Annotated in this window: 21 protein-coding genes; 10 read left to right on the top strand and 11 right to left on the bottom strand. The window is 66.1% G+C overall.

The genetic code is table 11. The annotated features are described in order from the left end of the window. Positions 1-114: 114 nt before the first annotated feature. The 4 genes from HD592_RS04205 (at position 115) to HD592_RS04190 (ending at position 4188) form a co-directional block, all read left to right on the top strand. The gene (locus tag HD592_RS04205; protein ID WP_184452142.1) at positions 115-1548 is read left to right on the top strand and encodes a sugar nucleotide-binding protein; all 1434 of its coding nucleotides are present in this window, start codon (positions 115-117) and stop codon (positions 1546-1548) included. A 23-nt stretch (positions 1549-1571) separates the two neighbouring features. Further along, on the top strand, positions 1572-2963 hold the full coding sequence (locus tag HD592_RS04200; protein WP_184452140.1) for a hypothetical protein: 1392 nt from the start codon (positions 1572-1574) through the stop codon (positions 2961-2963). Between the two features lie 104 nt (positions 2964-3067). Further along, positions 3068-3817, top strand: a complete 750-nt coding sequence (locus HD592_RS04195) for a glycosyltransferase (protein WP_184452138.1) — start codon at positions 3068-3070, stop codon at positions 3815-3817. After that, on the top strand, positions 3814-4188 hold the full coding sequence (locus HD592_RS04190) for a DUF2304 domain-containing protein (protein WP_184452136.1): 375 nt from the start codon (positions 3814-3816) through the stop codon (positions 4186-4188). Before HD592_RS04195 ends, HD592_RS04190 begins: the two co-directional genes overlap by 4 nt. 61 nt (positions 4189-4249) lie before the next feature. Here the strand turns inward: HD592_RS04190 and HD592_RS04185 are convergent, their stop codons facing one another. Further along, entirely contained in the window at positions 4250-5365 is a 1116-nt protein-coding gene (locus tag HD592_RS04185; protein ID WP_184452135.1) for a glycosyltransferase family 4 protein, read from the bottom strand. Positions 5366-5515: 150 nt separating this feature from the next. Between HD592_RS04185 and HD592_RS04180 the strand changes: the two genes are divergently transcribed. From HD592_RS04180 to HD592_RS04170, 3 genes are read left to right on the top strand one after another with little or no spacing between them, the layout of a single operon-like run. Next, positions 5516-6364, top strand: coding sequence for a LicD family protein (locus HD592_RS04180; protein ID WP_184452133.1), 849 nt, complete (start codon positions 5516-5518; stop codon positions 6362-6364). Continuing rightward, positions 6357-7235: a glycosyltransferase family 2 protein gene (locus HD592_RS04175; protein WP_184452131.1), complete on the top strand. Its 879-nt coding sequence runs from the start codon at positions 6357-6359 to the stop codon at positions 7233-7235. The genes HD592_RS04180 and HD592_RS04175 overlap by 8 nt, the downstream gene beginning before the upstream one ends. 8 nt (positions 7236-7243) lie before the next feature. Then, positions 7244-8494: a lipopolysaccharide biosynthesis protein gene (locus HD592_RS04170; RefSeq protein WP_184452129.1), complete on the top strand. Its 1251-nt coding sequence runs from the start codon at positions 7244-7246 to the stop codon at positions 8492-8494. A gap of 59 nt (positions 8495-8553) precedes the next feature. On the opposite strand, the gene HD592_RS04165 is transcribed toward HD592_RS04170, so the two are convergent. The 6 genes from HD592_RS04165 to HD592_RS04145 all read right to left on the bottom strand — a co-directional run bounded on the left by HD592_RS04165 (position 8554) and on the right by HD592_RS04145 (position 15163). Beyond that, positions 8554-9408, bottom strand: coding sequence for a LicD family protein (locus tag HD592_RS04165; protein ID WP_184452127.1), 855 nt, complete (start codon positions 9406-9408; stop codon positions 8554-8556). A gap of 151 nt (positions 9409-9559) precedes the next feature. After that, positions 9560-10483, bottom strand: a complete 924-nt coding sequence (locus tag HD592_RS04160) for a DMT family transporter (RefSeq protein ID WP_184452125.1) — start codon at positions 10481-10483, stop codon at positions 9560-9562. After that, a complete protein-coding gene (locus tag HD592_RS04155; protein WP_425503078.1) occupies positions 10480-12279 on the bottom strand; it encodes a MarR family transcriptional regulator in 1800 nt (599 codons plus the stop codon). The genes HD592_RS04160 and HD592_RS04155 overlap by 4 nt, the downstream gene beginning before the upstream one ends. Before the next feature lie 90 nt (positions 12280-12369). Beyond that, positions 12370-12567: a DUF6541 family protein gene (locus HD592_RS12580; RefSeq protein WP_484592954.1), complete on the bottom strand. Its 198-nt coding sequence runs from the start codon at positions 12565-12567 to the stop codon at positions 12370-12372. A gap of 28 nt (positions 12568-12595) precedes the next feature. After that, positions 12596-13927 carry a nucleotide sugar dehydrogenase gene (locus HD592_RS04150; RefSeq protein WP_184452121.1) on the bottom strand — a complete coding sequence of 444 codons (1332 nt, stop codon included), beginning with the start codon at positions 13925-13927 and terminating at the stop codon, positions 12596-12598. Between the two features lie 69 nt (positions 13928-13996). Then, positions 13997-15163 (bottom strand): glycosyltransferase family 4 protein, encoded by a 1167-nt coding sequence (locus HD592_RS04145; protein WP_343058729.1) that lies wholly within the window; start codon positions 15161-15163, stop codon positions 13997-13999. Between the two features lie 217 nt (positions 15164-15380). Between HD592_RS04145 and HD592_RS04140 the strand changes: the two genes are divergently transcribed. Together HD592_RS04140 and wecB are read left to right on the top strand one after the other, a co-directional pair. Continuing rightward, complete coding sequence (locus HD592_RS04140; protein ID WP_184452117.1) at positions 15381-16526, top strand: glycosyltransferase; 1146 nt, start codon at positions 15381-15383, stop codon at positions 16524-16526. A gap of 32 nt (positions 16527-16558) precedes the next feature. After that, the gene (wecB, locus tag HD592_RS04135) at positions 16559-17629 is read left to right on the top strand and encodes a non-hydrolyzing UDP-N-acetylglucosamine 2-epimerase (protein ID WP_184452115.1); all 1071 of its coding nucleotides are present in this window, start codon (positions 16559-16561) and stop codon (positions 17627-17629) included. 40 nt (positions 17630-17669) lie between these two features. On the opposite strand, the gene HD592_RS04130 is transcribed toward wecB, so the two are convergent. From HD592_RS04130 to HD592_RS04115, 4 genes are read right to left on the bottom strand one after another with little or no spacing between them, the layout of a single operon-like run. Then, positions 17670-18740 (bottom strand): glycosyltransferase family protein, encoded by a 1071-nt coding sequence (locus tag HD592_RS04130; protein WP_343058816.1) that lies wholly within the window; start codon positions 18738-18740, stop codon positions 17670-17672. Positions 18741-18745: 5 nt separating this feature from the next. Beyond that, entirely contained in the window at positions 18746-19927 is a 1182-nt protein-coding gene (locus HD592_RS04125; protein ID WP_184452113.1) for a glycosyltransferase, read from the bottom strand. Then, on the bottom strand, positions 19924-21216 hold the full coding sequence (locus HD592_RS04120) for a lipopolysaccharide biosynthesis protein (protein ID WP_184452111.1): 1293 nt from the start codon (positions 21214-21216) through the stop codon (positions 19924-19926). Before HD592_RS04120 ends, HD592_RS04125 begins: the two co-directional genes overlap by 4 nt. Then, positions 21213-22211 carry a glycosyltransferase family protein gene (locus HD592_RS04115; RefSeq protein ID WP_184452109.1) on the bottom strand — a complete coding sequence of 333 codons (999 nt, stop codon included), beginning with the start codon at positions 22209-22211 and terminating at the stop codon, positions 21213-21215. Before HD592_RS04115 ends, HD592_RS04120 begins: the two co-directional genes overlap by 4 nt. A gap of 69 nt (positions 22212-22280) precedes the next feature. Between HD592_RS04115 and HD592_RS04110 the strand changes: the two genes are divergently transcribed. Continuing rightward, on the top strand, positions 22281-23885 hold the full coding sequence (locus tag HD592_RS04110) for an asparagine synthase-related protein (RefSeq protein ID WP_184452107.1): 1605 nt from the start codon (positions 22281-22283) through the stop codon (positions 23883-23885). The last annotated feature ends 95 nt before the right edge of the window (positions 23886-23980 follow it).

Genomic DNA, 23980 nt, shown 5'->3' with positions numbered 1-23980 from the left:
GTTCGGCGAGTCCGGCGCCGACCGCGGAGTCTTCACCGGCTCCGGGCGAGTCCACTACTATCCTGGGATAGGTTCTGCCGCGTCTGGAGCGGCCGATGTCGTCGAGGAGTGTTCATGTCTGATTCCATCACCGGGAAGCCCCTCGGAATCGAGGAGACGCCGATCCCCGGCTTCTTGAGGATCGACCTGACGGTTCACGGCGACAACCGCGGGTGGTTCAAAGAGAACTGGCAGCGCGAGAAGATGGTGGCACTCGGATTGCCGGATTTTGGACCCGTGCAGAACAATATCTCCTTCAATGACGAGGTCGGCGTCACCCGGGGCATCCACGCCGAACCCTGGGACAAGTTCGTGTCGGTGGCGACCGGCCGGGTCTTCGGCGCCTGGGTCGACCTGCGCGAGGGCCCCTCCTTCGGGACCGTCTACACGACCATCATCGACCCCTCGGTCGCGGTCTACGTGCCCAGGGGCGTCGCCAACTCCTATCAGACCCTCGAGCCGAACACCGCTTACACCTACCTCGTCAACGACCACTGGTCGCCCGAGGCGCGCTACACCTTCCTCAACCTCGCCGATGAGACCGCGGCGATCGACTGGCCGATCCCCCTTGAGGAGGCGATCATCTCCGACAAGGACAAGGCCCACCCCCGGCTCGGGGACGTGACCCCCTTCCCCGCCCCCGCGCCCGCGGGCAAGAGGGTCCTCGTCACCGGCGCGAACGGGCAGCTCGGCCGCGAGCTCATGCGTCAGCTCCCTCGAGCCGGATTCCAAGCGAGCGGCGTGGACCTGCCCGAGGTCGACATCTCCGACGCGCGCGCGATGAGCGCCTTCGACTGGTCCCGTTTCGACATCATCATCAACGCCGCAGCATGGACGAACGTCGACGGCGCGGAGACGCCGGAGGGACGGCCGCTCGCCTGGCGCGCCAACGCCACCGGTCCGGCGAATCTCGCCAGGGCCGCCTCCGTTCACGGCCTCACCCTCGTCCACATCTCCAGCGAATACACCTTCGACGGGACGAAGGAGATCCACTCCGAAGACGAAGACCCCTCCCCCCTGGGCGTCTACGGCCAGTCCAAGGCGGGCGGGGACGCCGCGGTCGCCTCCGTCCCCGCGCACTACCTCGTGCGCACCAGCTGGGTCGTCGGCGACGGCAAGAACTTCATCAAGACCATGGTCGGCCTCGCCGATCGGGGGATCCGCCCCTCGGTCGTCTCCGATCAGAGGGGGCGCCTCACCTTCACCACGGACCTGGCGGCGGGAATCATCCACCTCCTGTCCTCCCGCCCCGATTACGGCGTCTACAACATCTCCGGCGAGGGTCCCGTCGTCTCCTGGGCCGAGGTCGCCACGCGCGTCTACCGGCTCCTGGGGCACGACCCCGACGAGGTCTCCCCCGTCACGACTGCGGAGTACTACGAGGGCAAGGAGGGCATCGCCCCCCGCCCCCTCAACTCCGCCCTCGACCTGTCCAAGATCGAAGCCACCGGCTTCACCCCCGGAAACTCCATGGATCGTCTCGACTCCTACGTCGAGACCCTGGGCTGAGTCACGTCGGCAGCCTTGCAGTGGTGAGAAACATGCTTCCTTCCCTGTCCGCACTGGAGGACTCGGCCGCAGCCGTCTCCTCGACGATCACGAGACGGATCGAGCGCCGCCCGATGTGGGTGAGGACCCTCGTCCTCGCCCTCGTGTTCACCGTCCTGTCGACAATCGTCGCCTATCGATTCATCGCCGCGCACGCCGCGCTGTCGTTCCAGGACGAATACGTCTACCTCGACGCGGTGGACAAGGCAGCACGTGGCATCGTCACGAGGACCAACGCGACGGTCGACGAATACGCGATGCGCATCATCTCGTGTCGCGGAGTCGAACTCTTCGGCTATCAGGGGAGCGCATGCGGCGCCCCCCTCGATCCCGCTCAGTTCCCCTACGACGGTTATACGACGGCGCCGATCCACTCCCCCCTCTACTTCTTCCTCACCGCCTGGCTGGCGAAGGGCATTCTCTTCTTCTTCCCCGGCGAGGAGCTCGTCCAGGTCGCCCGAGTGACGGGGGCCCTCTGGCTCGGCCTCGGGCTCACCGCCTCCTGGCGCTTCATCCGGGCATTGAAGGGCAGCCGAACGATGGCGCTAACCCTGTGCCTGCTGATCCTCGCGAGTCCTCAGATCCGCTGGTCGAACTTCTACATCACGCCCGATGCCTTCAGCCTCCTCGCGGGCGCCCTCATCATGCTCGCGGCCCTCAAACTCGTGCGCGGCGAATGGTCGGCGTGGCCCCTCGTGCTGATCTCGCTCTTCATGACGATGATCAAGTTCCAGATGGTCTTCGCCACCGGAGCCGCGCTCCTCTTCGTCATCGTGTGGCAATTCCTTCACCGTGCGGATCGGCCGCGCTGGTGGAAGCCGATCGCCTGGTCCGGCCTCGCCACCCTCCTCGCCCTCGCCGCGCAATTCTCATACCAGAAGCTGCGCTACGTGTATGCGCTCCCCTACTCCGGCGACAACGACCCCGTTGATCCCGTCGGGGACTATTCGCTGCGCTTCGCCGCCGAGCAGCTCGACAATTTCATCCTCAATCTCTACATGGGCACGGGGGCGCGGCATCAGGCCTACACCTTCTACGTCGGGCTCCCCCATGCGATGGTCACCCTCGCCGGTCTCCTGCTGGTTTCGGGCGTGGTGGCCGTCTGCTTCTTCCGGATCGAAACCTCGCGGGAAGTCCGTACTCTCGCTCACACGCTCCTGTTCAGCACGATCATCATCGGACCGCTGTTCTACACCTATATCAATGTGACCACGGGATCCGAGTTCGATCTGCCGCCCCGGTACGCCGAGGCCCTCTTCCCCCTCTACTGCGTCGGACTGCCGATGGTGGTGAAGAATCGGTGGACGCAGTGGGCCATGCTCGTCTTCTCGCTCCTGGTCCTCGCCTCCGCCCTCATCACGAACGACCTCCTCTGAGGCCCGAGGGCGGCTCATCCCGGCTGACGCGCCGGACGCCCCTGGTGATCCCCGAGGCGCCCCCGCGATAAGATCCACGTGTCGTCATCGTCGTTGGGAGCACCGTGTCCAAGACAGAGCCCCGTCTCCTCGTCATCATCCCCGCGTGGAATGAGCAGGCCGTCATCGGCCCAGTACTCGGCGAAGTTCTCTCAAGCGTCTCCGGATTCGCCGATGTCCTCGTCGTCTCCGACGGTTCGACGGACGCCACAGCCCGGATCGCACGCGAGGCCGGGGTCGAGGTCCTCGACCTCCCCCTCAATCTCGGCGTCGGCGGCGCCATGCGCGCAGGATACCTGTACGCCTTCCGCAATGGCTACGACTACGCCGTCCAGCTCGACGCGGACGGTCAGCACGACCCCGCCGAGATCCCGACCCTCCTCGAACGCGCTCGCCAAGAGGTGGCCGACCTCGTCGTCGGGGCGCGTTTCGCGGGCAAGGGCGACTATTCCGTGAGGGGGCCGCGCATGTGGGCGATGAAGCTCCTCTCCGTCATCCTGTCGAAGGTGTGCCGCACGCGGCTGAGCGACACCACCTCCGGCTTCAAGCTCTCCGACAGGCGCGCGATCGCCCTCTTCAGCCGTGATTACCCGGCCGAATACCTCGGCGACACGATCGAGGCGCTCGTCCTCGCCTCTCGCCGCGGCCTCGTGATCCGCCAGGTGCCCGTCGAGATGCGCCCGAGAGCGGGAGGGGAGCCCTCACACAATCCGATCGAGGCGGCGGTGTTCCTCTTCCGCGCATTCCTCGCCCTCGGGGTCGCGCTCTCGCGCCCCCGGCAGTCCTCTCCCGTCGATCCGGAGGTCCGCGGATGAGCTCGACCTATTGGCTCGGAGTCCTCTTCGGCCTCATCGTCCTGGTGGCCGTCTTCCTCAGGATGCGCAACTCCGGGATGAAGGAGCGCTACGCGACCTGGTGGATCGTCATCGCGATCGGAGTCGCCGCCCTCTCGATCTTCCCCGGCAGCCTCAAGGCGATCGCCTCCCTGATCGGCGTGCAAGTCCCGCTCAACCTCGCCCTCGTCATCGCGGCGACGGTCCTCCTGCTGCTCACCCTGCGTTTGAGCGTCGACCTCTCGCGTGGGACGGAGGAGCGCAGGCGCCTCGCCGAGGAACTCGCGCTGACGAACAACCGTGTCGAGGGGCTCACCGCCAGGCTCTCGCGACTCGAGGACGAGCAGCGCTGAGCCTGAGGACGCACTCCCGCGTCCTGCGCGCCCGAGTGCTTCCGCCTCCCGCCGACTGCGCCTAGTGCTCGCCGCCTCCTCCGGCGAGCACCTCCTGGGCGATTCGCGCGTACTGGCGGGAGCGCACCGGCCAGGTCCACTCCGTGATGAGCTCCGCTGATGCGGGCGCAGCGGGTTCGGCGAGCATCCCCTCGAGGGCCTCGACCAGCGATTCGCTCGTCTTCTCCGTGCAGATGACGACGGGCGCCCCGGAGTCGCGCAGGAGCTCCGCGCCGGGAACGGAGTAGGTGGCGACCCGCCCCCGCTCCGCCAGGGCCTCCAGGAGGGTCGTCTGGAACCCTTCGGAGAGCACCGTCGGATTGACGAGGGTCGCGCCCGCCAGACTGCGGCGCACCTCCTCAGCGGGCACGCGTCCGCGCAGCTCGACGACTCCGCCGAGCCCCAGCTCATCGCGCAGAACGCGCGCCTCCTCCAGCATCGGCCCCGTGCCGAGGATCTCCCCGTCCACGTCGTGCCCCCGTTCGCGCAGGACCGCGACCGCCCGGAGGAAGTCGTCCCAGCCCTTTCCCTCGACGATCCTCCCGACGAAGACCAGGTGGCCGGGCCTGTCGAGGCTCTCCCCGTGCACCGCGGGCGGCGTGATCGCGTTGTGGAAGACCTCGGCCCTCACCCCGCCGAGGCGCGAGGCGAAGGCCGCGGCCTCGGCTGAAACGCCGAGGACCCTGTCGGCGTGCCGCAGGACGTAGCGCCCGGCAGTCACATCAACGGCCCGGGAGCACCATGAGATCAGAGGGGATGAGGAGGCGACGAATCCTGAGCCGTGCTCGGTATGGATCACGGGAATGGAGCAGGCGCGCGCCGCCCTCACTCCGATGAAGCTCATCGGGAAGAAACGGGTGTGCACCGAGACGAGGTCGATGGCGTGGTCTCGGAGGAAACGGCTGATGGAGCGGCGCGAGCCGAGGGAGGGGAAGGAGATGACATCGGCGATCGGCAGGTGGGCGCGACCGGTGAGGACTTCGACGCCCCCCTCCACCCGGCGCCCCGGCTCCGAGGAGATCGTCAGGACCCACACCCTGTGCCCCTGCGCGACGAGGCCCTCGGCGAGGTTGAGGAGGTGGGATTCGAGGCCCCCGAGCCTGGGGGGATAACTGTTGACGATCATGGCGATTCGCATTGTTGCTCCGATCTCCACCACGTCCCGTTCTACGACTCGTAGGCTACACCAGGGCTGAGAACAGACGTGCTCCTCACGGCGCGGCACGAGCGGCTCACTGTGTACGCGTGGGACAATAAGCGTTCGTTATGTGATCGGGAGAGGAGCGCCATGGCCGAGTTGTCTGAACAAGAGATTAAGCGCGTCGAACTCGGGATCCTCACTGAACTCGACCGCGTCGCCCGTGAGCACGGACTCGACTACGTCCTCGCCTATGGAACCCTCATCGGTGCGCTCAGGCACCGTGGCTTCATCCCCTGGGACGACGACATCGACGTCCTCATGCCCAGAGAGGATTACGAAAGACTCTACGAACTCGCGCAGTCCGGAGTCTTCTCCCCCCGCTACAAGATCGCCACCTACCGCGACGAGTCCTCGATCTACGGCTTCTTCAAGCTCGTCGACACCCGCACCCGCGCCTGCGAGTCCTTCATCGATGAGAAGCACGCGCTCGGCCTCTGGGTCGACATCTTCCCCCTCGAACGGGTCGATATCACCTCCCCCCGCCTGAAGCGGATCAAGAAGAAGGCCTATCGCCTCGTTTCCCTGCGGGGCTACGCGGCCTCCGATCCGCGATTCGCGACATCCCGGATCGCCCGCGTCGTCAAGCGGCTGATCCACCCCATCACGAGGAGGCTCGACCCCTTCGCGATCGCCCGCTCCACCGACGACCTCGCCCGATCCGCGAATCTTCCCGTCGGCTCCGATGATGCGAACACCCGTCGCGTCCTCCTCGTCGACGATGCGATGGACAGGAACATCTTCACCCCGGACCAGCTCTTCCCCGTGCGCCGCTGCGAATTCGAGGGACGCCGCTTCCCGATCCCCGCACGGGCCGAGGAGCTCCTTGAAAACTACTATGGGGACTGGCGGACGATCCCCGCTGAGCAGAATCGTCCGCCCCGGCATCTTCGCGCCGTGAACTGGGTCGACGACTTCCAGGAGAAGACCGATGGCTGAACCCCCCTCGCTGTGCGTATTCACCCCGACGTACAACCGCGCCTACATCCTCTCCGTCCTCTATGAGAGTCTCCTCGCCCAGACCTCGGCGGACTTCTACTGGCTGATCGTCGACGACGGCTCAACCGATGAAACGCAGGAGCTGGTCTCAGGCTGGATCGAGGAGGGGCGCCTGCAGATCGACTACGTGAAGACCGCCAACGGCGGGAAACCGCGGGCGATCAACACGGCGGTCGAGCGCTGCGCCTCCCCGCTCTTCTTCGTCGTCGACTCCGACGACCATCTCATGCCGACAGCGGTCGAACACATCCTCGAGGTCTTCTCTGACATCGCCGAGGATCCACAGTACGCCGGCGTCGTCGCCCTGCGCGGCACCGATGAAACGACGCCCATGGATACGTGGATGCCCGAGGGCGTGACCGATGTGAAGTACTGGGACCTCTTCGAGACCCTCGGCTTCAGGGGCGATACCTCCTTGATCCACAAGACTGAGGTTCTGCGCCGCTACCCCTACGACGTCGCCCCCGGGGAGATCTTCATCGCCGAGACCTCCGTCTACTACAGGCTCGACGACGAATACCTGATGAGGACCGATAACACGATCCTCACGATCTGCAACTACCTCCCCGACGGGCTGACCACGAACTTCGTCCAGAACGCGAAGCGCAACCCGATCGGCTATTGGAAGCACAAGCGCTACTGCGCGTCTCGCGCCACCCTTCTGAAGAACCAGTTCCGCGAGACGATCCTCTACATCATCGGATGCCAGCTCGCCCATCAGCGCGGCATCATCGCGATGAGCCCCCACAAGCTCATCACGGTCCTGTCCCTCCTGCCCGCCACGATCGCGCGCTGGACACTGTTCAGGTAGTCCCGCCGATGACTCCGCAGTCACTGCCCCTCAGGACGAATATGCTGTGGAACTCGATCGGCTCGATGTTCCGCCTGGTCTGCAACTATGCGATCACCATCGCGGTGGTCCGCCTCTCATCCGGGTTCGACGCGGCGGGCGCCCTCGCACTGTCCATGTCGATAGCGAACCTCATCAACCCCTTCGCGGACTTCCGACTGAGGACCCTCCAGGTCACGGACGTCCGCAACGAGCGGACCTCGGGCGAATACATCGGCCTGAGGCTGTTCACCTCCGTCCTCGCCTTCTCGATCGGCTTGGTCTACTCCTTCATCACCACCTCCTCCCAGTCCCTGCTGGTCGTCGCCCTGTACCTCGTCTACTCCCTCATCACGAACTTCATCGAGGTCTTCCACGCGATCGACCAGCGTCATATGCGCATGGACTACTCCGGGCAGTCCTACATCCTCCAGGGGCTGTCGAATCTCCTCGCCTTCTCCGCGATCCTGTGGTGGACGAATTCCTTGATCTGGGCGGTCATCGGACTCGGGGTCACCACCACGGCGGTTCTCCTCCTCTTCGACATCCCGCGCACCTCGCGCCTCGAACGCCTGTCGATGAGCATCTCCGCGCCCGCCATCGCCTCCCTGACGAAGCTCCTGCCGCTGGTCTTCGCGCAGGTTGCGGCGAGTGCGGTCCTCACGATCCCCAAGCAGTACCTCGAGGCGCAGCTCGGCTCTGAGGCGCTCGGCATCTATTCCTCGGTGGCCTCGCCCGCATTGATCGTGCAGATGGGGGCGACCTACGTCTACAGCCCCCTGATGGGCGAGTTCGCCGAGAAGCTCGCCCACGACAAGAGATCGGCCCTCGTGCTCCTGCGCCGGACGGTCCTCGCGATTCTCGGCGTCACCGCGGCGGCCTCGCTCCTCCTCGTCATCATCGGCCGCCCCCTCCTCGTCTTCCTCTTCGGAACCGGGATCAGCGAGCACGTCGGCCTCATGCAGCCGGCGCTCCTGTGCACGGCGATCACGGCATTCGCCTGGTTCATGAACGACCTCCTCCTTGCCGCGAGGGACTTCGGCGCGAGCTTCCTCGGCAACATCGTGGCGAGCATCGTCACCTTCCTCGGCTCGCAGTCCTTCATCACGCGTTTCGGGATGAACGGGGTGTCGTGGATCGGCGTCCTCGCCTATTCGACCTCCGTCGCACTCCTCGGCCTCCTCTTCTGGAGGGACTACCGGCGCCTGCCGAGACGGGGGGAGGCCATCGCGGAGGACTGAAGCCCCCCTATTCACGTTCGGAGGGCCGAAGCGGGCCTCAGTGGAGAGGGGCTCGAGGATCAGAACTCGTGCTCCCCGAAGTCGATGCGAACGGGGGCGTGATTCACCCGTTCCTCCTCGGGGGGAAGGCTCATGTAGTCGCCGTAGCCGCGGGTGAGGATCGTATCGTAGGAGCGAGGCAGTTCCACCTGGATGTCCTCGAAGGGGACGCGCACGGTCGGGAAGATCTCGTCCTCGCGCGCCGACCATCTCAAGGGATCCTGAGTCGAGTAGTCGCCGAGGACGGGCGAGCCGGAGTCGTTGTACCGTCGCGCCGCGGCCTCCCACTTGCGATAGATGGCGCGCGGACTGATGCGGAGCGCGTGAAGTCCGACGTGCACGCCCAGGAAGACCGCATCCGCCGCCGTGCCGAGGGCGCCGTCGAGTCCCGAGTCCGGAGTCGCGGAGCCGTGGAGGAACATCATCCTCCCCCACACCCAGGCGCGGCGGTTCTGGCGCGTATAAGCCCTGCGGTCGCGGGGGACCCGGTCGAGGGGGAAGAGATCGACGCCGATCGGCATCCTGTAGTCGCGTTGAGCGGCGGCCCCCGGGACGAACTCGGTCCCCACGAGCCCGAGGATCCCGAAGGTCTTCGGATACTCCGGGTCGATCTCCTGGCTGAGGAGGACGTAATCGGGGCCGAGCAGCGCCGGGCCCTCGACGATCAGGCGATCGTAGTCCTCGCGGGGCAGACACGCGTCGATATCATCGTCCCAGGGGATGAAGCCCCTGTGGCGAACCGCCCCGATCGCCGTCCCGCCGTAGACGGCGTAGCGGATGCCGAGTTCGTGGCAGACCCGGTCGAGCTCGTGGAGGACCCGGGTGGTGGCCTTCTGAATCGCGGCGAGCGTCGCTGCGGCTCCGGAGTCTGTCATGTCCCATCACGGCCTCTCGCTCGTGGGAGCGGACGTCCCGCTCCTCCTTCCGGCTTCATCGTAGAAGACAGCTCCTCCGCTCCGGGGAAGGCGGGGCTGGAGGGAACCCAACGGTGGTCCGCCCCGTCGGGGCCTCCCGTCCCGGCGGAACTCACCACCCGCTGCGCAGCTCCTTCCAGTTCGGCGTCGCGGCGAGGACCGTGCCCACGAGGATGACCATGCAGCAGACGATCTGGAGCACGGAGGGGACCGTGCCGATGAGGGGGAGTGCGAAGATCACCGCCCAGGCCGAGTAGGAGATGTTGAGGGCCATGCCCCGTGAAGCGCCGACCGTGTTGATGGCCGTGTAGTAGAAGAGGTAGGAGGCGGTGCCCGCGAGGGCCGCCAGGGCGATGACCCCGGTCCCGAGGGTGGGGATGGCGCGGATGCCGAATCCGAGGACCCCGGCGATCGGCGCGACGACGAGGAGGTAGACGAGGGCGGAGGTCGTCTCCCTGATCTGGAGGGCCGAATCCTCATCGACTTCGTCGTCGCGCATCCCCCATGCGAGGATCACGGCTTCGGAGCCCCATCCGAGGACGCAGGCGAGGGCCGCCACGATGCCGAGGACCGCGTTGCCCGAGGCGGTGCTGCCCGTCGAGGAGTAGCCGATGAGGATGATCGCCCCGAGGGCGACGAGGAGGGCGAGGATCTGGCGCGGACGCATGCGCTCCTTGAGGAAGACGTACGCGAGGAGGGTGCCGACGGCCGGGTAGAAGGTGGAGATGATCGCGGTGTACCCGGGGCCGATGTTGTTGATCGCGATGAGGTAGCCGGTCATGCCGAAGGGGCCGCCGAGGATCGCGCCGAGGGCGATGGTTTTGCCGGAGCGTGTTCGGATCGCCGCCAGGGTGCGGCCGAGCCGTCCGCGCGCCCCCATGTAGATGAGGAGGATGATCGCGCAGATCGCGTCGTGGAGGAAGGCCGAGGCCATCGAGGCCTGGGAGGTCCCTGCGAAGGGCGCCATCGCCAGGGCGATTCCGAGGATGACTGTGTCAAGGCCCCAGAGGGCTCCGGAGAAGACTCCCCATCTCATGCTCGGACTCCTTCCTCATCCGCGGCCCCGTACTCGGCGAGCAGGCCCGAAACGTAGTCGGCGGCGTGGCGGTAATAGACGTAGAGGACTTCGCCGACGTTGTCCCCTTCGGCCTCTTTGAGGAGCGCCCAGACGTACCAGCACCATCCCGCGAAGACGACGTAGGACCAGAAGTGGCGCTTCTCCTGCTCGGTGGGGGTGCGTCCGAAGTAGTACTCGAGGGCGGTGTTCGCCCGGTCTTCGTCCATCGCCTCGGTGCACACGACCATGGTGCCGAAGTCGGCGGCGATGTCGGACATTCCCGCGTATTCCCAGTCGATGAGGTCGATCCGGCCGTCGGTCCCGACGAGGAAGTTCAGGGGGAAGAAGTCGTTGTGCGAAGGACCCAGGCCGAAGCCGTCGGCATCGGCGAGCTCTTTGAGGCGCAGGACCTTGGCGCGCAGCTCCCCGTATCCGGGAACCTCGATGGGGCCGAATTCCTCGAGGAGGGATTCGTAGCGCAGCCCCTCCTCGATGAAGTCGAAGCGCCGCCCGAGGATCCGGCCCGATCGATGGAGCTCTCGATCCATGCGCATCGCGGTCGCGAGTTCCTCGTCGTTCGCGACGTCGAGGATGCGGCTGTTCGGTATGAAGCGGGAGATCTTCCATCCCTTGAGCGGATCGGAGGCGAGGAAGGTCGTGTCGATCCCGATCTCGCGCGCGAGTTCGAGGGCCTCGGTCTCGGCGAGGCGGTTGACGATCTTGCCGGTACCGACGCCGGGGTGGCGGTACACGTACTCCTCGTCCCCGACGCGGAAGTGGCACGACAGATTGGTGATGCCCTGTTTGAGGGGGTAGAAGTCCGTGATCGCGTCCTTGGGGCACCCCAGCACCTGCGAGATCGTGTCGAAGACCTCCGAATCGACGTTCTCCATGAACTTCGGGTCGAAGGAGCGCAGTTCGTCGACGGAGTCGAACTCGTAGATGACGCCCGCCGGATACTTGCGGATCACCATGTCGAGGTCCTTGACGTGGTCGAGGTAGATCGATTCCCACAGCTTCCCGGCTGTTTCGGGCATGAGGTAGACGTCTTCGAGGATCGCGCGGAAGCGCGCGGAGAAGGCGCGGTCGAAGTAGACGTGGCCGAGCATGGTCCACGCATCGGCGCCGCCGACGGTGGCGCCGGTGATCCGTCCTCCGGGCCCTGTGGCGATGCACCATTCGGTTGTCGGCCCTTCGGCGTATTCGGCCGAGTAATAGGCCGTGTATACGTGGGATTCGAAGGGGTTGGAGGTGAAGTAGTCGTCGGAGGAGCAGATGTAGGTGTTGGCGAGCCTGTCGCGGACGAGCCACAGGGAGCCGTTGTTGTTGCGCGTCATGTATTCGCGGTTGACGACGATCTTCACCCCGAATTTCTCGACGAGGTAGAAGAAGTACTCCTTCTTGTACCCCACGACGACGGTGATGTCGGTGATCCCGGCTTCATGGAGCTGACGGATCTGGCGTTCAATGAGGATTTCGCCGCGCACCCTCAGCGTGCCTTTCGGGCGCTCGTAGGAGATGGGGGCGAAGCGCGAGGAGAGTCCGGCGGCCATGATGACGGCGTTGTCGACCCTGTGGGGGTCGAGGGCGCGTCGCCCGTCCTCGGTGAGCCGGCGGTTCTCGATGAAACCGCGGGCCTCGCATTCACGGACGGCCGCGTTCACGCGTCCGAGGGACATGCCCGTCGCGTCCTTGAGTTCGCGCTGGGTGAGCGCGCCCGGCGCGCGGAAGAGGGCGAGGAGCACGTCGAATTGCGCGCGGGAGAGGGAGGCCATCACACACCTGTTCATTCTTGGAGAACGAGAAGATGCGTTCAATCATAACGACAGTTTAATGATTTGTGAACACCATGTGTCGCACTCCCCTCACCGGCACAGCTCGATCCGCCACACCTCCGCCGTGCCGAAGCTCGCGATCTTCGTGAAACCCGAAGAAAGATCGAGATCCGCGTATCCCGGATAGAAGTACTCCACATCGTCGCGCCAGACATCGGAATCCGTGTACAGCAGCGCGGTCCCGCCCTCGTCGCGGATGATCCGGCAGACCTGCGGATCGGAGCGGATCTGCGAGAAATGCAGCGCGAGATAGCCTTCATCCGAAGACGCCGGAGGCGTGGACGAGATCTTGTGATAGGCGCCCGCCCCCGATGGTCATACGGGGGATCCCCTTCCAACGGGCGGCCTCCGTCACCCGACGCCCGTCGAACAGGAGCCTGATCCCGGGGAAGTCCGTCGGAGCGAGATCCTCGTATGCGGCGTGATCGGCCTGGACGATGACGGCGTCAACCGCTTCGCCGAGGTGGTAGGGCTCCCACCCGAAACCCGCGAGCTCCTCATCGGTGTACATCGGGTCCTCGACCACGACCCGCGCGCCGCGCTTTTCGAGGGAGGCGACGGTGTCGAAGATCCCGGAGAACGCAGTCTCCTTCACACCGCCGCGGTAGGCCGCGCCGAGGACCGCGATCTTGAGATCCTTGAGATCGCCCAGCACGCCCTCGAGGCGCGAGACGACGTATTCGGGCATGTCCGCGTTGAACCAGCGGGCCGTCGAGACGACGCTCGCATCGGGATCGGTCGAGAGGTAGAGGCGCGGGTAGACGGGGATGCAGTGCCCGCCAACCGCGATCCCGGGCCGGTGGATGTGGCTGTAGGGCTGGGAATTGCAGGCGTCGATCACCCGGTACACGTCGATGCCCGCCTTGTCGGCGTAAACGGCGAACTGGTTGGCCAGACCGATGTTGACGTCCCTGTAGGTCGTCTCGGCGAGCTTGGCCATTTCGGCGGCCTCGGCGCTGCCCATGTCCCAGACGCCGTTCGGACGGGGCAGATCGGGGCGCTCATCGAAGTCGAGGAGCTGCTCGTACAGGGCGATACCGGCTTGCGCGCCCGCCTCGCTCAGGCCGCCGACGAGCTTCGGGTAGCGGCGCAGGTCCTCGAAGACGCGACCGGTGAGAACGCGTTCGGGCGAGAAGACAAGGTGGAAGTCCTCGCCCTCGTGCAGACCGGAGATCTCCTCGAGCATCGGCTTCCAGCGATTGCGGGTCGTGCCGACCGGAAGAGTCGTCTCATAGGACACGACGGTACCCGCAGTGAGGTGCTCGGCCAGCGACTTCGTCGCGGCGTCCATCCACCCGAAGTCGGGCTTCGAGTCCGCGTCGACGAAGAGCGGAACGACGAGGATCACCGCGTCGGCGCCGGGGATCGCCTCGGAGTAGTCGCTCGTCGCCCTCAGCCGCCCCGCGGGCACGAGCTCGGAGAGGAATTCCTGAAGGCGCGCCTCACCCGGGAAGGGCTCCTTCCCCTCGTTGACGAGGGCGACGGTCCGCTCGCAGACGTCAACGCCGATGACCTCGTGCCCCTTGTTCGCGAATTGGACAGCCAGGGGGAGGCCGATCTTGCCGAGGGCGACGACCGCGATGCGCATGCGTGAATCTCCTGAAGTCGGGGCTTTCCTCGCGCAAGTGTAGCCATCGCGGCGCGCGGGGGATCCGCATTACCGGACGGCCCGGAGAAGGACCTCGGCGGCTCGACGCCCCGTCGATTCGATCGAACGATGATCGACGACCCACGAGTGAAGGCGCTCCCGTTCCTGGCCAACACGCCGCTTTTGAAGCGCCGCGGCCATCGCCTGCGCGGTTTCGCGGGCCTCATGGGCGACGGCCCATCCCAGATCAGCCTCCCGGATGTCCTCGCGCGCGGGCCCCGCACCCGAATACACGACCGGGCATCCGCATGACAGAGCGGCCAGCACCTTCGTCGGATATGCGAAGTCGTATCCGATCCCGGGTTTGATCGACACGAGCGCCGCAACGGCTCCGCGTTGCCATTGAGCGGCCTCGTCCGGGGGAACCGAGGGGACGAAGACGACGGCGGGGCGCCCCTGTGCGCCGGGAATGCCCGCCGCCATCTCAGCGAGGCGGGGCCATGCGGACCCCTGTCCGAGGAAGACGATCTGCGCCGAGGGGTGCTGGCGCCTCAGGAGCTCAAGGGCCTCGATGAAGACCTCGGCGCCCTGCCACTCGGATGCCGTGCCCGCGTAGACGAAATAGTCGTCCCCGATGCCCAAAGCGCGTCGGACGGCATCCGGGGGCGCGTCCCCCCCGACGCCGAAGACCGCAGGGTCGATGCCGTTCGGGACCACGACGACCTTAGACGCGCCGAGTTCGCGCGCACGGCCCGCCACTTCGTCATTGATCGCGATCACGGCGCGCGCGCCCTTCATGGCGAAGGACTCCATCGCCCGAACCACCCGTTTGACGACTCCCGGAGCATTCGTGGCGGCGGTCGCATCGGACCACACGTCGGGGGCGTACCACACGTACGGGACGCGTTTGAGCGCGAGCGCGCATCTCGCGACGACGCCGGTGGTCGGCGGCGGCTCGATCAGCGCCCCCCTCGCCCGACGCGCGACGAGGATCCGGAAGAAGGCCGGCACGTCGAAACTCATGTACGGGAGATACCCCCGCAGGTACCCGCTCTTGTCGCGAAGCGCCGGCCAGCGCGACACCTCGACGCCCGGGTCGTCGTCGCCGGATGCACCCGGCGGAGGCGCGGTCGTGAGGACGCGGACGCGGGCGCCCGCCGCGACGAGCGCTCTTTCCACCGCTCTGAGGCGGAAGGAGGCCGCCGAGCTCTCCGGCATGTGAATGCGCGAAATCACGAGGATGTCATGCGATTCCTTCGCCAAAGGGGTCAACACCGGGCACTCACCGTCACCAGGATTCGATACGGATGCTCGGATCATACCCGGTAGCGGCTGACGGGGATGAGGCGCCCCACGCGCTCATTCGAGGGGATCGGACAAGCGCCTTGATAGCATCGACGAGGGCGAGGAGGCCTCGAATCGCCCACAGCGCTGGACTGCACGAGAGGACCTGATGCGCATCCGAACGCCCCGGACGCCCGGCTTGAACCTCCTCATCTACCCTTCCCCGCTCGCCGGCCCCGGAAGGGTCTCGAAGATCGCGAGGAGCCTCCAATCGAGCGGCCGCTTCACGGGAACGCGGATCGTCGGGGTCGATTCGACGGACTTGCCCTCCCGTCAGGATCTGGGCGGAGGGGTCGAGCTCATCCGGATCCGGGGGGCGAACTTGAAGGATCGCTTGGGCGCCCTGAGAATCCTCACGCTATGGCAGGCGCGCGTGTATCGGGCGTTCCGGAATCAGAAGGTGACCGCCGTTGCCGCCCAGAACCTCTTCGTCCTTCCGATGGCCCACGCGCTCGCGCGTCGAACCGGCGCCGTGTTCGCATACAACGCTCACGAACTCGAGACGGAGACGATCGCTTCGAAGGGCTTGAGACGGAAGGTGCAGCGCCTCATCGAGCGCAGCTACATCCGCAAGGCCGATGTCGTCTCGGTCGTCAACGAACCCATCGCCCAGTGGTATCGGAGCGCTTACCCGGGCGTCGAGCCCGTTGTCGTGACGAATTCGCCGGTCGATTCAGGGGAGCGCGTGGATCTGCGGACGAGGCTCTGCGTCCCCGATGACGCCCTCCTCTACATTCATGTCGGCTTCATCACCACCGGAAGATCCGTTCCGCTCATCCTCGACGTCTTCTCGCGTCATCCCCAAGCGCATGTCGTGTTTCTCGGGGACGGGGCGCTGCGCCCCGAAGTCGAGCGGGCCGCGAAGGACTTCCCGAACATCCATTGGCTCCCCTCAGTCGCCCCCGACGACGTGGTGGCGCACGTTCGGGGGGCCGATGTTGGTTTGTGCCTCATCGAGCAGCCCTGCCTCTCGATGGCGCTTTCGACGCCGAACAAACTCATGGAGGCGCTGAAGGCGGGGATCCCCCCGCTCTGCTCGGATCTGGTCGAGGCGCGTCGGATCCTCGGGGATTCCGCTCGGACCTGGGTTCTCGAGGACCCCTCTTCACAACTCGAATCGGCGATCGCGCGGATCACGCCCGCCGATGTTGAGCGCTTCAAAGCGGATCCGCCGAAGATCCCGACCTGGGACGAACAGGCGGTCTCGCTCGTCGCCTCCTACGCAAGGGCGCTCGACGCCCCCGATCCCCGCTGATCGGCCACGCCGTCATCCACGAAAGGAACGCCATGCGCGTCGTGTCCGTCGTCGGGGCCCGTCCCCAGTTCGTCAAGCTCGCGCCCATCGATCACGCCTTCAAGGCCTCCGGGATCGACCACATCATCGTCCACACGGGCCAGCACTACGATCCCCTGCTTTCCGACGTCTTCTTCACCGACCTCGGCATCTCGGCCCCCGAGGTGCACCTCGGCGTCGGCTCGGGATCTCACGGCCGCCAGACCGGGGCGATGCTCTCCGCTCTTGACGAAGTCCTTGAGACCCGCAGGCCCGACTGGGTCCTCGTGTACGGAGACACCAATTCGACGATCGCCGCCGCCCTCGCAGCGGTGAAGCTCCATATCCCGGTCGCTCATCTCGAGGCCGGGCTGCGCTCCTTCAACAGGCGGATGCCCGAGGAGATCAACAGGGTGCTGACCGATCACGCCTCCGACCTCCTCCTCGCCCCCACCGCCGTGGCCGCTAAGCACCTGGCTCACGAAGGCCTCGCCGAACGCAGCGTCGTCGTCGGCGACGTCATGACCGATGTGCTGCTCAAGATCCGCGACGAAGCGGCCTCCCGCATCGAATCCCCGATCATGAGCGCTTTCGGCTATGAGGCCGGCTCTTACTCGCTCGCGACCATTCACCGGCCCGACAACACCGACGATCCTGAGCGCCTTCAGTCGATCCTCGATTCGCTCGCCTCGATCGATCACCCCGTCGTTCTCCTCGCCCATCCGCGTCTCATCGCCAAATGCGAGTCCTTCGGGATGACGATCGATCGGGGGAACCTCATCGCGCACGAGCCTCTGCCCTACCCGGAGCTCATCGCCTCCGCGATGCGCGCCCGGGGCATCATCACCGATTCCGGCGGCCTTCAGAAGGAGGCCTTCCTCCTGCGGGTGCCGACGACGACGGTCCGTCCGCAGACCGAGTGGATCGAAACGGTCGAACTCGGGTGGAACGCCCTCGTCGAACCGGGCGAGGCCCTCATCCGCGCAGCCGAAAGGACCCGACCGGCCGATACCGACGCGGCCCCCTACGGCGACGGTCGCGCCGCCGAAACGGTCGCGCGCGTGCTCCTCAATCGATCACGATGACATGGACGCGGGACGAGGAGCCGGGAGCCCCGGCCCGCGATCATTCGAGGAGGGCTAACGCCGCTTGACGCGCGCGGGCCGCCCATGTCGTCTCCTCGCGAACCCTCAACGCGGACGTTCGGGCATCGGCGATCCCGGACGGATCAGCGATCACTCGCGCAAGGACGTTCCCGATGCCCTTGCGCGAATACTCCGGAGCCCATCCGGCCCCCGTCTTCTCGATGAAATCACCGGCGTAGGTGCCCTTGCTGGCGAGGACGGGAAGACCGCGACCGAGATACTCGAAGAGTTTGATCGGCGCCGCGAAGGAACGGTATTCGATCGGCTTCATCGCGAGGACACCGATATTCGCCTGAACGAAATAGGGCTCCAATTCAGCGCCCCGTCCATGAACAACGCGAATCCGATCGCAAAGGAATCGCTCATAGTCCTCCCGGTGCGCCTCCCACTGCGCCGGGGGCACGCACATCGTGAGCTCCGCTTCCTCAGTCTGCGCGACCGCTGCAACGCATTCGGCGAGATCGTAGAAGCGCCCCAAACCGCCCACGTAGAAGAGGCGCACCCCCTCTTCCGGAGGGCCGAGCGGCGCAATCGGCGCCCCGGGTGGGAGCTCCCGGAACTTCTTCGGATCGACCACGGGGATGTAGTCCCCCATCCGCATCGAGGGCAGGAAAAGAACGTCGACCGTCTGGGCGAGCCGACGCAGGTCCCTCTCGTAGTGGTAGCGCATCGCGAGCCGGTACGGCAATCGCCGCCATTCGAGGAAACCGGGGAAGCGCCAGTAAACGTCCCGGTAGAAGGCGCCGACGGGGACCCCGGCGGATCGGCAATCGGCGAACAGTTGGAAATCGTCCCTCGGATCGACATGCGAAGACCGCGGTTCCGACATCGCGATGGGACTCGACGAAAGCTCGGAGTAGCAGAAAGCCACGTCGCCGGCGCGAAGGGCCCTTCGCGCCGCGATCGCCTTCTCACGTCGCTCGACCGCCGTGCCCGTGACATCGATGACGTCATACCCTTCCTGCCGGAATGCCTCGAGCATCCGATAAGGACGAATCGCGGAGCCGACCGCGCCGTCGGCAGCCACCCGCATCGGGGAATGGAAGATCACCTGCGTCAAAGCCCGGTCCTCTCCTTGCCTGCAGCCGACTCCTTGAGAACGGCGTCGTACATCTCGGTCCATCGCTTCGAGAAGGCTGGCGTCGAATAACGCTCCCGGGCAGCGCGCCTGATGTCTTCCGGAGAGTCGTACTTCTCCCCTTCGATGATTCTCCGCATCGCGGCGACGAGCGCAAGGTGATCATCGACCGGAACGAGCTCGCCGTTTCCCTCACGGACGGCGAACTCCCCGGCCCACGTCGTAGAGGTTACAAGGCGAAGTCCTGCTGCCTGCGCTTCGGACAAGACGGTCCCGCCCGCCTCAACCGCGCTCACCAGGACGAAAACGTCCGATTCGCCAAGAGCCCGGGCCGTCTCCGCCCGGGTCCGCACGCCGAGGAATTCGATCCGGACTGAAGAGGAATGCCCGGCGAGCGACCTCTGGACTGCCGCTATCGCTTCAGGAGTACCGCCAACGACGGATAGTGCCGCCCGCTCCGGATCTTCGGCGAAGGCCTCTTCGAATGCACGGCACATCTCAATGACGCGTTTGTTCTCGTCGATATGCGAGACGTGAATGAATCGAACCGGCCCGCCCTCGCCTCGAGGCGGCCTTTCGACGCCGAAGAAGAAGTCCGGAACGGGCAACTCGACGGCAGCCCATCGCGTTCCCGAATACCGGCGAGCCAAAGCGGAAGCGAATCCGGATGAGACCGTCGTGAGGAGCGAGGCGCCTTCGACTGCGGCTTCAATGACCTTGCGTCGTCTCAAAAACGCATCAGCGCGGATCGAAGAGGGCCGGTGCTCGGTGAGAACGTAGGGAATCTTCCAGATCTCCGAGAGCAGGGCAGCGCTCGTTCCACCTGGAAACACCGTGTGCGCGTGAAGAACATCGGGGCGAAGGTCCGGACGAATGATCCTCACGGCGCGGGCAAGGAGTGAGCGGTGGATTCTGCGTTCGAGTGGCACCAGCACCGGCGGCAGCGTCGGCAGCGCCACCCGAAGCACGGGGATTGCGTCTTCATCGACGATCTCAGGGCGCTTGCGCCATGCGCGCGACTCGATGCCGACCGGGAAAGCGACGACGACGAGAAGTTCGATCCCCGAATCGAGGAGCATGCGCGCCTGCTCCCGGAAAAAAGACCCGTTGTATTCCGATCCGGGGGCGGGGTACCACGACGGTACGAAGCAAACTCTCATGCGGAGCGCCCCCCACGATCGAAGTCCCGTGCCGTTTTGATACTCATGAGTACGAGCACCCCGAGCATAGCGGCCATCAAGAAGCCGAGAACCGTCACGGTCTCCACAAGCCCGAAGGAGGAGAACTTGAGCCAGGCGAGCGGAACGGCGCAGTAGAAGAGCGAGAAGACGAGCATTCGCTGTTGATTCTCGGTGATGACGAAGAGGTTCGAGATCGGCGAGGTGAGGACGTTCATGTAGAGCCACGGCGTGAGGGCTCGTGCGAAATAGCCCGCCTGCTCCCATTGCGAACCGAAGACGAAGGGGAAGAGCCAGGGCGAGACGATGTAGAGGAGGAGGAAGGGGAGGGCCGCGGCGAGCGCTGCGCTCTTCAAGGTCTTCACGACGAGCGGCCTCATCGAGCCGCGAGGCGTATCCGACAGCTTCTTGAGGAAGACCTGGCCGACGCTGCCCGCGATCAGCCCCACCGGGACCTGCATGATGTTCCACGCGAGTTGGAACTGGCCGAGGGAGGCGATCGTCACCGCCCCGATGAGGAGGTTGATCCCGCTGTTGCGGAGCGCGTCGACGAGGGCGTTCGGACCGTTGAGGAGCGGCATCCTCCGGTAGCGATGCGCGACCGCTCGGATCTTCGGCTCGCCGATCTCCTTGGAACGCGAATCCTTCGTCTTGCGCCGGAGGACGATGAGGACGACGAGCTGACCGAGAATGGTGCCCGACATGAGCGCTGCGAGGCCCCCGTGGAAGACGAGCCCCAGGATCAGCTGGAACCCCGCGATCGCGAGGGCGTTGACCACGCTCACCGTCGCGATGTCGGCGAATCGTCCCTTCCGCGTGAGCCAGAAGCGGAGATTCTGCGCCTGAGCGACGAGGAATACGGTGATCCCCGCCCCCATGAGCCACTTCCCGAGCTCCGGGGAGTGGTGGTAATGCTCGGTCAGCCACCGCGATCCGAGGATGAGGACGAGCGAGGTGAGGAGGGAGACCGCGATGATCGATCGCGATGCGAGTCGCTGGACGACTCTCGCGGTCCGATCATCATCGGGGAGCATGACCGCCAGGTCGAAGCGCAGGGCCGCGACTGTGATGACGAAGGCGGTCACTGAACCGTAAACGCCCAGCAGCCCCTTGTCGAAGTCCGTGTAGGTCCGCGCGATGAAGATCTGAAGGACGAGGGTGATGCCCTGTGCGATGAGAGTGCCCGACATGAGGGCGAGCACCCCGCGGAGGAGCGGACTCGAGGTGAGAACCCCGTGGAGATAAGCCGCCGTCCGCCTCGCCCGATTCATCTGCCGGCCTCCCATCGTCCGTAGGAGGCGAGCAGCGAGTCCACGGCCTGACTCGGCCCGTGGTGAGCGGCGACCCAGGATGCGGCCTCCGTGGGCGCCCGCAGTCCCATCCCCTCACCGACCGCCTCGCGAACCGCGGCGGGGATGTCGTCGAGCCGATCGACCCTCTCCGCGACGACGGGGACGTCGCGCAAGGAGGGATGATCCCCCGAGTACCACCGCGCGAGCAGCGGCATGACCAGGGGAATTCCGATCGTCATCGCCTCGAGCTCCGATGCGCCCATCACGCCGGTCGCCTGTCCGACTGCGAGGCGCCCCGTCGATAGCCAAGACAGATACCCATCGTGACTCATGCGAGGCACGAGGCGCACGCCGAGCTTAGCCGCCTCCCCCGCCCGATCCCCCCAATCGACGCCCTCGATCCTCGCCTCGGGCGCCGCGCTCCGGACTGCGCGGAGCACCTCGAACAGGCGGTCTCCGCCCTTGGAGTCATCCCAGCGCGAGGGGAAGACGATCGGCCCCGTCTCGGGGAGCTCCCTCACGCGGGGGGCGGCCGCGGCATCGACGACCACGGGATGGAGCAGTGCATCCGGACGCAGATCGAGCACGTGCTCGGCGAGATCCGGTGTCGTGTAGAAGACGAGCCCCGCCCTCGTGATCGCCCGTTCAACGCAGCTCCGGCGAGCGAGATCGTATCGCGCGATCCTCGCGTCCGAACCGTGAAGATGGAGGGCCATCGGCCTGGGAACCCACCATGTGTGCGCATCGACCGTGGCGCCGTGAACATGGATGAGATCCGAGGGAAGCGCCTTCGCGCAGAGCCGCAGCTCCCAGGCCGCTCCCCGGAGGGCCCGTCGTACGGGGCGCATCCGGGGCGACCACGCGGGATCGACCCGGGCGATCGGCAGGAGATCCCAGTCCAGGCCGCGACTGCGCGCTTCGCGCACCAGATGGGTGCCGATGCTCGCGATGTCGTTGACGTGGAGAACGCGCATATCGCCATTCAATCAGACCCGTGACCGCGTCATAGAATCCACGTACCGCCCATGCGATGAGGGGACTCCATGCATCCGCCGATTCTTCTGCTCACGACGCCCGGATGGTCGACGTCCGAGGACGGCTCGGCCCGCGCGTGGTCGCCTGTGGCGGGCCTCGGGCCGAAACCGGCCCATTTGAACGCCGAAGAATTGTCGAAGACCACCGGACACTGGGCGCTCGTCGAGACCGACGGTCCGCGAGCCGTCATCAGCGTCGACAGGATGCGCTCCCTCCCGATTGTTTTCACGCGCGTCGACGGCCAATGGATCATCGCCGACGACATCGAATCGATGCGCACGATGCTTCCGTCATGGGAGGCCGACGTCGAGCAGGCCCGTCTCTTCGATCATCTCGGATACGCCGTCGGCGGCGAAACCCTCGTCGCGGGCGTCCACTCCCTGGAGGCCGGGCAGCGGGTGACGCTCCACCCGGACGGCACGATGACGCGAGTGCACTACGCCCCCTACGCGCGCACTGCGCGCTTCTCAACGCCCGAGGAATTCGATATCGCCTTCTCCGGAGCCCTGGACTCGACGATCGACAGGCTTCTCGAGGCTTCAGGCGAGCGGCAGCTCGTCGTCCCCCTCTCGGGCGGCCTCGACTCCCGGCTCCTCCTGGCCTGGCTCGTGAAGCGGAAGGCCCCCCGGATCCTCGCCTTCACATACGGCAGGAAAGGATCGTCCGAGACCGCGATTTCACGGCGAGTGGCCCAAGCGCTCGGTGTTGAATGGTTCAGCATCGAACTGGTGCCCGAAGAGATGCGACGCGTATGGGCCTCCGCAGAGGGAGCGGCCTTCCGGAAGGCGAATTGGAGGGGGACCTCCCTTCCGCACATCCAGGATTGGTTCGCATTGCGCCAGATCCGCGAGCGGTCCCTGGTCGACGACGACGCGATCTTCCTCCCGGGGCACACGATCGTCGGCAATATGCACGACGACGATCGCCTCCTCGCCCCCGGCGTTCGCGCAGCCGGAATCGCCGAGACGATTGCCCACCACCACGCCTGCGCCCACGGGAGCCCCGATGCGCTCGACGGGATCGGCGCCTTCGCCGATGCGATCCGGAGCGCCGGACGCGAAGCCGGGTACGACGGATCGCCCGAATCCGTCCTGTCCTGGGTCGAATGGTTCAATGTTCGCGAACGGCAGGCGAAGTACATCAACAACTCGATGCGGCCGTACGAGTACTTCGGCTTCACCTGGGCGGCCCCGATGCTCGACCTCGAGGTGTGGAACACCTGGCTCGACGGATCCGTCGAGCTCACCCGCGATCGGAAATGGTATGCCGGATTCACTGATCGCATCTACGGCGAAGTGACTCGAACGGACGCCGCGCCCGAATACTTCGACGGAGCATCCAACAGCCACGGGCTTCCGCCACGCGCGCATGAGGCGCTGCTCCGCGGGATGCGGCTCGCACGATTGGACCGGGTCCTCTCACGGTACCGATCGATCCGCCGCATGCTCACGCACCCGATGGCCTTCGAAGCATTCGCCCACCCGGCCTCGCCCGTCGAGCAGGCGATCTACTTCGCATCCGGCGGAACCTCCGTCGGCTTGTGGGCCCGCCTGTTCCTCGAGAATCGCTGGGGAAGCGACGCGAAGATCGTGCCCGAACGCGCACGCGGCTGACTCAGGCGCCCGTCGCCCGACTCGGGGCCTCCCGGGGCTCGCGGTCCCGCACTCCGCTCGAGGGCGAGGCGAAGACCGTCCGAGCGGCCCCTCGA

Source organism: Schaalia hyovaginalis (genome assembly GCF_014208035.1).
Classification (GTDB): domain Bacteria; phylum Actinomycetota; class Actinomycetes; order Actinomycetales; family Actinomycetaceae; genus Pauljensenia; species Pauljensenia hyovaginalis.
The sequence above is the reverse complement of the archived record's forward strand: the minus strand, read 5'-3'. Positions and strand labels throughout refer to the sequence as shown.

Excerpts from the sequence above, each read along its gene's own strand:
- HD592_RS04150 (WP_184452121.1), bottom strand. The coding sequence starts at position 13,927 with ATGCGCATCGCGGTCGTCGCCCTCGGCAAGATCGGCCTCCCCCTGGCT.
- HD592_RS04115 (WP_184452109.1), bottom strand. The coding sequence starts at position 22,211 with ATGCGCGTTCTCCACGTCAACGACATCGCGAGCATCGGCACCCATCTG.
- HD592_RS04160 (WP_184452125.1), bottom strand. The coding sequence starts at position 10,483 with ATGAGATGGGGAGTCTTCTCCGGAGCCCTCTGGGGCCTTGACACAGTC.
- HD592_RS04165 (WP_184452127.1), bottom strand. The coding sequence starts at position 9,408 with ATGACAGACTCCGGAGCCGCAGCGACGCTCGCCGCGATTCAGAAGGCC.
- HD592_RS04140 (WP_184452117.1), top strand. The coding sequence starts at position 15,381 with ATGCGCATCCGAACGCCCCGGACGCCCGGCTTGAACCTCCTCATCTAC.
- wecB (WP_184452115.1), top strand. The coding sequence starts at position 16,559 with ATGCGCGTCGTGTCCGTCGTCGGGGCCCGTCCCCAGTTCGTCAAGCTC.
- HD592_RS04180 (WP_184452133.1), top strand. The coding sequence starts at position 5,516 with ATGGCCGAGTTGTCTGAACAAGAGATTAAGCGCGTCGAACTCGGGATC.
- HD592_RS04120 (WP_184452111.1), bottom strand. The coding sequence starts at position 21,216 with ATGAATCGGGCGAGGCGGACGGCGGCTTATCTCCACGGGGTTCTCACC.
- HD592_RS04175 (WP_184452131.1), top strand. The coding sequence starts at position 6,357 with ATGGCTGAACCCCCCTCGCTGTGCGTATTCACCCCGACGTACAACCGC.
- HD592_RS04190 (WP_184452136.1), top strand. The coding sequence starts at position 3,814 with ATGAGCTCGACCTATTGGCTCGGAGTCCTCTTCGGCCTCATCGTCCTG.
- HD592_RS04155 (WP_425503078.1), bottom strand. The coding sequence starts at position 12,279 with ATGGCCTCCCTCTCCCGCGCGCAATTCGACGTGCTCCTCGCCCTCTTC.
- HD592_RS04205 (WP_184452142.1), top strand. The coding sequence starts at position 115 with ATGTCTGATTCCATCACCGGGAAGCCCCTCGGAATCGAGGAGACGCCG.
- HD592_RS04185 (WP_184452135.1), bottom strand. The coding sequence starts at position 5,365 with ATGCGAATCGCCATGATCGTCAACAGTTATCCCCCCAGGCTCGGGGGC.
- HD592_RS04170 (WP_184452129.1), top strand. The coding sequence starts at position 7,244 with ATGACTCCGCAGTCACTGCCCCTCAGGACGAATATGCTGTGGAACTCG.
- HD592_RS04110 (WP_184452107.1), top strand. The coding sequence starts at position 22,281 with ATGCATCCGCCGATTCTTCTGCTCACGACGCCCGGATGGTCGACGTCC.
- HD592_RS04125 (WP_184452113.1), bottom strand. The coding sequence starts at position 19,927 with ATGAGAGTTTGCTTCGTACCGTCGTGGTACCCCGCCCCCGGATCGGAA.